The sequence below is a fragment of the Massilia sp. CT11-108 genome (assembly GCF_047302915.1).
In the GTDB taxonomy this organism is placed as follows: domain Bacteria; phylum Pseudomonadota; class Gammaproteobacteria; order Burkholderiales; family Burkholderiaceae_D; genus Telluria; species Telluria orientalis.
The window spans coordinates 1-5,929 of record NZ_JBKYMO010000363.1 but is presented as its reverse complement, the minus strand read 5'-3'; the positions used below and the strand labels follow the sequence as shown (position 1 = coordinate 5,929).

9 protein-coding genes are annotated in these 5,929 nt (G+C 65.6%); 2 read left to right on the top strand and 7 right to left on the bottom strand.

The genetic code is table 11. The features are described 5' to 3' along the window. The first annotated feature begins 11 nt into the window (after window positions 1–11). Window positions 12–170: a diguanylate cyclase domain-containing protein gene (locus ACEN88_RS22895; protein WP_413343325.1), complete on the top strand. Its 159-nt coding sequence runs from the start codon at window positions 12–14 to the stop codon at window positions 168–170. Between the two features lies 1 nt (window position 171). Here ACEN88_RS22895 and ACEN88_RS22890 read toward each other — a convergent pair whose 3' ends face one another. From ACEN88_RS22890 to mltG, 7 genes are all read right to left on the bottom strand, one after another. Continuing rightward, window positions 172–822, bottom strand: a complete 651-nt coding sequence (locus tag ACEN88_RS22890; RefSeq protein WP_413343323.1) for an ankyrin repeat domain-containing protein — start codon at window positions 820–822, stop codon at window positions 172–174. A 2-nt stretch (window positions 823–824) separates the two neighbouring features. Next, a complete protein-coding gene (locus ACEN88_RS22885; RefSeq protein WP_413343321.1) occupies window positions 825–1,607 on the bottom strand; it encodes a TatD family hydrolase in 783 nt (260 codons plus the stop codon). A gap of 151 nt (window positions 1,608–1,758) precedes the next feature. After that, window positions 1,759–2,277: an N-acetyltransferase family protein gene (locus tag ACEN88_RS22880; protein WP_413343319.1), complete on the bottom strand. Its 519-nt coding sequence runs from the start codon at window positions 2,275–2,277 to the stop codon at window positions 1,759–1,761. Window positions 2,278–2,292: 15 nt separating this feature from the next. Next, window positions 2,293–2,694: a PilZ domain-containing protein gene (locus ACEN88_RS22875; protein WP_413343317.1), complete on the bottom strand. Its 402-nt coding sequence runs from the start codon at window positions 2,692–2,694 to the stop codon at window positions 2,293–2,295. Between the two features lie 13 nt (window positions 2,695–2,707). Further along, window positions 2,708–3,730, bottom strand: a complete 1,023-nt coding sequence (locus ACEN88_RS22870; protein ID WP_413343315.1) for a DNA polymerase III subunit delta' — start codon at window positions 3,728–3,730, stop codon at window positions 2,708–2,710. 2 nt (window positions 3,731–3,732) lie between these two features. Continuing rightward, entirely contained in the window at window positions 3,733–4,368 is a 636-nt protein-coding gene (tmk, locus tag ACEN88_RS22865; RefSeq protein WP_413343313.1) for a dTMP kinase, read from the bottom strand. 6 nt (window positions 4,369–4,374) lie between these two features. Next, window positions 4,375–5,376 (bottom strand): endolytic transglycosylase MltG, encoded by a 1,002-nt coding sequence (mltG, locus tag ACEN88_RS22860; RefSeq protein WP_413343311.1) that lies wholly within the window; start codon window positions 5,374–5,376, stop codon window positions 4,375–4,377. Between the two features lie 104 nt (window positions 5,377–5,480). On the opposite strand from mltG, the gene ACEN88_RS22855 reads away from it, so the two are divergent. After that, the coding region (locus ACEN88_RS22855) for a YgfZ/GcvT domain-containing protein (protein WP_413343309.1) at window positions 5,481–5,929 on the top strand (449 nt) is incomplete at its 3' end.

Sequence of the window (5,929 nt, the reverse complement as noted above, 5' to 3'; positions counted from 1 at the left end):
GCGCCGCGCTCGTGCGGCCCGTGCCGACGCAATGCGCGCCGCTGCACATCGGCGTCAGCATCGGCATCGGCCTGTTCCCCGATCACGCGGACCAGGTCGAGACCTTACTCATGCATGCGGACGCGCACATGTACACGCGCAAGCGCGCCCACAAGTGCGGAGAAAGCTAGCTCAGCGGGCAGGCTTGACCTGCGTGTCGAGCTTCGCCGCGATGGTGGCGTGATCCGCACGGCGCGCGATCTCGGCCGCCGTGAGACCTTCGCCATTCTTCAGTGTCGGATCGGCGCCCTGGCCGAGCAGGAACACGGCCGTGTCCTCGTGGCCTTCGCGCGCCGCCATCATCAGCGGCGTGAACTTGCCGCTCGCCGGCGGCGACTGCGCATCGATGCGGGCGCCGTGCGCGAGCAGCAGGCGCGCGATGTCGTTATCGCCGCTCGCGGCCGCGTAGTGCAGCGGCGTCCAGCCCGGGCGGTTTACCGCGGCGCCTTTTGCGATCAGCGCCTCGGCGGCCGGCTTGTTGTGCTTGTACGCGGCCATCATCAGCGCCGTGTTGCCGTTCAGCGCAGGCGCGTCGACGTTCGTACCCGGGTGGCGCAGCAGCGCGTCGACCACCTGCATCGCGCCTTCGCGCACGGCCAGCACGAGGGGCGGTTCGCCGCCAACCGGGTTGGCCTGGTTCGGGTCGACCTTGCCCAGCAGCGAACGCACCGTGCGCGCATCGTCCATCTGCACGGCACGGAAGAAGTCGCTCGTCTGGTCGGCCATCGCCATGGCGGGTGCCGCCAGCGCGGCGGCGAGCACGATCGATCGAAGAAGGGTCACGGTCAGGTCCTCGCGGTCTTGAACAGGTTGAAGAAATTTTCGGTGGTGCGGTCGGCGATCTCGCGCAGCGGCACGTCCTTCAACGTGGCGAGATATTCCGCCACGTGCGCCACATAGCCCGGCTCGTTCATCTTGCCGCGGAACGGCACGGGGGCGAGGTAAGGCGAATCCGTCTCGATGAGGATGCGGTCCAGCGGCAGCGCCCGCGCCACCGCCTGCAGGTCCTTCGCACTCTTGAACGTCACGATGCCGGAGAACGAGATATAAAAACCCATCTCGATGGCGGCGAGGGCCACGTCGAGCGACTCCGTGAAGCAGTGCATCACGCCCGCGACGCCGCCCTGGTCCGTGCCCGCACGTTCTTCGCGCATGATGCGGATCGTGTCTTCGCTGGCCGAGCGCGTGTGGATGATCAGCGGCTTGCGGGTCTCGCGCGACGCGCGGATGTGCGTACGGAAACGCTCGCGCTGCCATTCGAGGTCGCCTTCCAGCCGGTAATAATCGAGACCGGTTTCACCGATCGCGATGACCTTCGGGTGATCGGCCAGCTCGACGAGCTGGGCGACGGTGGGCTCGGGCGTGTCCTCGTAATCGGGGTGCACGCCGACGGACGCATAAATGTGCGGGTATTGCTCGGCAAGCGCGAGCACGCTGGGAAACTCCGGCAGGTCGACGGAGACGCACAGCGCGTGCGAGACCTTGTTCTCGGCCATCCTGGCCAGGATGTCCGGCATCCTGGCGGCCAGTTCCGGGAAATTGATGTGGCAGTGGGAATCGATATACATCCAGATATTGTACGCGACGTACAAAAGTACCGCCTGCGTTCGCTCCGTCGTTCCCGCGCAGGCGGGAACCCAATTTCGTCGCGTCTACATGACGCAAAACTTGGGCCCTGCCGAGGGGGACGCCTGGTCCAGGGGCGACGGTTTTGCGGTCTCAGGCCACCCGCTTACCGAGGATGATCAGGTCCCGCTCGATCCCATCCAGATTCGCCACCCGCGGAAAATGCGCCCACGTATCGAACCCGTATTTGCGGAACAGGGCCAGGCTCGGCACATTGTGGCCAAAGATGAAGCCCAGCAAGGTATGCACGTTCACATTGGGCGCGAACGCCATCGCCTGTTCGAGGCAGTAACGCCCGACACCCTTGCCGCGCCACGCTTCCGCGATATAGATCGACAGCTCGGCCGTGCCGGAATATGCCGGACGGCCATAGAAATTCGAGTAAGAGCACCAGCCGATCACGGCCGGCTCGTCCGACGTATCGGCCGCGTCGTGGATCACCCACAGCGGACGGCGTTCCGGCATGTGGTCGTTGAACCAGCCTTCGCGCGACTGCACGGTGACGGGTTCGGTGTCGGCCGTGACTTCGCGCGAGGCGATGGTGGAATTGTAGATGTCGACGATGACGGGAAGATCTTCTCGACGAGCGAGGCGGTGTACGTAGGACGGCATGGTGAAACCAGGAAGTTACAGGGTATGGGTGGCGCGCGCCGAACGCAGCGCGGCGCCGAGGATTTCTTCGATGCGCAAGCGGGCGCGCTGTCCGGTTTCGTCGGCCGGGAAGTGCACGCCGATGCCTTGCGCCTTGTTGTTGTTCGCGCCGGCCGGCGTGATCCACGCGACCTTGCCGGCGATCGGGTATTTGTTCGGGTCGTCCATCAGCGACAGGATCAGGTAGATCTCGTCGCCGATCTTGTATGGCTTGTTGGTCGGCACGAACATGCCGCCATTCTTCAGGAACGGCATATAGGCCGCGTACAGGGCGGCCTTTTCCTTGATGGCGAGCGACAGTACGGACGGCCGCGCCGGCTGCGGCGCGTTCGGATCGGCGGGCAGGCCACTGATCGGACCGTTCGGCGATACGCTCATCATCTTCCTTTCATCACACACCGCAGCGGGCGGTGTAATCGAGCAACATGTCTTCGACAAACAGCTTCGGCGACAAGGGGTGATCGGCCACGGCGCGGCGCTCGTTCGTGGACTTGATAGCCTGCATCAACTGGGCCACGGGCACCCGTCCGGCCAGCGCCGCGAGTTCCCGCTGATATCTCGGATAATACCGGATCACTCCGGACAGCTTGTACGAGAACACGTCATACAGCCACCGCTGCTGCCACGCGACGAGGGATGCGAGCGGCGCCTTGCTCAATTTGTCGGCGCTGCGCAACGCGGCATCGACGCTCGGTTGCGCGAGCACTTGCAGCAGGCCGTCGAGCTCTTCGCGGCTGCCCGTCTCCGCCTGTGCCAGCGCCGCGAGCGGCGCGCCGCCCTGCTCGCGCAGCCAGCCGTCCGCATCGGTGACGCCCTGCGCTGCGAGCCACGCCAACGCCTGGGCATGATCCGGCATCGGCAAGGCGAATTTGCGGCAGCGCGACAGGATCGTCGGCAGCAGCCGGTCCAGCCCGTTCGATGCCAGCAGGAACACGGTGCCCGGCGGCGGTTCCTCGAGCGTCTTCAGCAGCGCATTCGACGCGGGCATGTTCAGCGCCTCGGCCGGGTACAGCACGACGACGCGCAGGCCCTGGCGGTGCGTCGAGATGTTCATGAAATCGGCCAGCGCACGCACCTGCTCGATCTTGATTTCTTTCGACGCCGTCTTCGACTTGGCCTTTTTCTCTTCGGCCGGCGCCTCGTCGCCCTCCGCGGAGGGCGCTTCGTCTTCCATCGCTTCGGGCCGCACGCGGCGGTAGTCGGGGTGATTGCCCTGGACAAACCAGCCGCACGACGCGCACGCCCCGCATGCGTGCCCGTCCGGCCTCCCGTTTTCGCACAGCAGCGCCTGGGCGAACGCTTCGATGAAATCGGCCTTGCCGATTCCGGCCGGGCCGTAAAACAGGATCGCATGCGGCAGCCGCACGCGCATCGCCTGCAGCCGGGTCCACGCGTCTTCTTGCCAGGGGTACATGCTCACAGCCAGGTCTCCAGCGCGGCCTGCAGCGCGCCGCGCACTTCGGCTATCGTCTTCGTCGAATCGATGACGACGATGCGGCCGCCGGATTCCGCCGCGCGGCGCAGGTATTCGGCGCGCACACGCGCGAAGAAATCGGCCTGCTCCATCTCGAACTTGTCGAGCGTGCGCGAGGCGGACAGGCGGGCCTTGGCGACGTCCAGCGGGACGTCGAACAGCAGGGTCAGGTCGGGCTGCAGGTGCGGATGCACCCACTGCTCCAGCGCCTCCAGCCTGGCGCGATCGAGACCGCGCCCGCCGCCCTGGTAGGCGAAGCTGGCATCCGTGAAGCGGTCGGACAGCACCCAGTCGCCGCGCGCGATCGCCGGTTCGACGACTTGCGCGACGTGCTCGCGCCGGCTGGCGAACATGATGAGGGCTTCCGTCTCGAGGTGCATTTTTTCGTGCAGCACGAGGTCGCGCAGCTTTTCGCCGAGCGGCGTGCCGCCCGGCTCGCGCGTCGAGACGACCCGCTTGCCCGCGCCTTTCAGCAGCGAGGTGACGTAGCCGATGTGCGTCGACTTGCCGGCGCCGTCGATGCCTTCGAAGGTGATGAAACGTCCGCGGGTGGCATCGGTTTGATTCATGGCATTCATTCGTAATTACTGCGACTGGTTGCGCTGGTACTGGTTCACGGCCTTGTTGTGCTCATTCAGGTTGACCGAGAAGTGGCTCGTGCCATCGCCGCGCGACACGAAATACAGGGCTTCCGTCTTCGCGGGCGCCGTCGCGGCGGCCAGCGATTGCACGCCCGGCAGCGCGATCGGCGTCGGCGGCAGGCCGGCGCGCGTATAGGTATTGTACGGGGTGTCCGTCTCGAGGTCCTTTTTGCGGATCTTGCCGTCGTATTTCTCGCCCATGCCGTAGATGACGGTGGGGTCGGTCTGCAGCAGCATGCCCGCTTTCAGGCGGTTGACGAAGACGCCCGCGATCATCGCGCGCTCGCTCTTCTGGCCCGTTTCCTTTTCCACCAGCGACGCCATGATCAGCGCCTGGTACGGCTCCGTGTACGGCAGGCCCGGGTCGCGTTTCTCCCACGCGGCCTTCAGGCGCTTCATCATCATCTCGTGCGCCTGCTTGTAGATCGACAGGTCGCTCGCCTTCTTCGCGAACAGGTACGTATCGGGGAAGAACAGGCCTTCGGGCGCCTTGTAGTCCGGGGCGACTTTCGCCAGCAATTCCTGGTCGGACAGTTTCGCCGTCTCGTGCTTCAGGTTCGGGGCCGCGTCGATGGCTTGCCGCATCTGGCGGAAAGTCCAGCCTTCGATGATCGTCAGCGATTCCTGCGCGAACTCACCGCGCACGAGCTGGGTGAGGAGACGGCGCGGCGACGTATCCGGCTTCAGCTCGTAGCTGCCGGCCTTGATCTTGCCCGCCTTGCCCGTGATCCGCGCCAGCACGCCGAACAGGAACGGGTTGACGGGCACGCCGGCCGTCGCCATCTGCTGCGCGGCGCCAGCCACGTGGCTGCCCTGCGCGATGGCGAACGGGATGACGGCCGCGTTGCCCGGCGTGATCGGCTGCCTGCTCCACCACTGAAAGCCGGCGCCGGCACCGACGGCCACGATGACGCCTGTGACGATGAGTTTTTTTATGAATGCCATGCTGGATCTGGTTTTTCGCCGTCGTCGGCGCAATTTTGAAGGCGAACTTATAATGAGGCCGTAATCATAAAGCCGATACAGCCAAACCGGAAATAAATCGTGTCATGAATCATTGGATCGAACACCTCGCCACCCTGGGCGCCCGCTTTCACCCCGATAGCCCGACGCAGGTCGAGGACTTCGGCCGCGCACTCGCCACCGCCGACCTCGAACAGGGCTTCGTCGCCCCCGTCACCGACCTCGGACTGATTGGGATTGCCGGCGAAGACGCCGCCAGCTTCCTCCACAACCAGCTGACCAACGACGTCGAGCACCTCGGCCCATCCGAAGCGCGCCTCGCCGGCTATTGCACGCCGAAGGGGCGCCTCCAGGCGACATTCCTGATGTGGCGCGATGCCGAGAACATTTATTTGCAGCTGCCGCGCGCCATCCAGGCGCCGCTGCAGAAGCGCCTGACGATGTTCGTGCTGCGCGCGAAAGCGAAGCTGCGCGACGCCAGCGACGAACCGCGGCATGCCGCCGTCCTCGGCGGCCCAGCGCCCCTGGGCGAGCG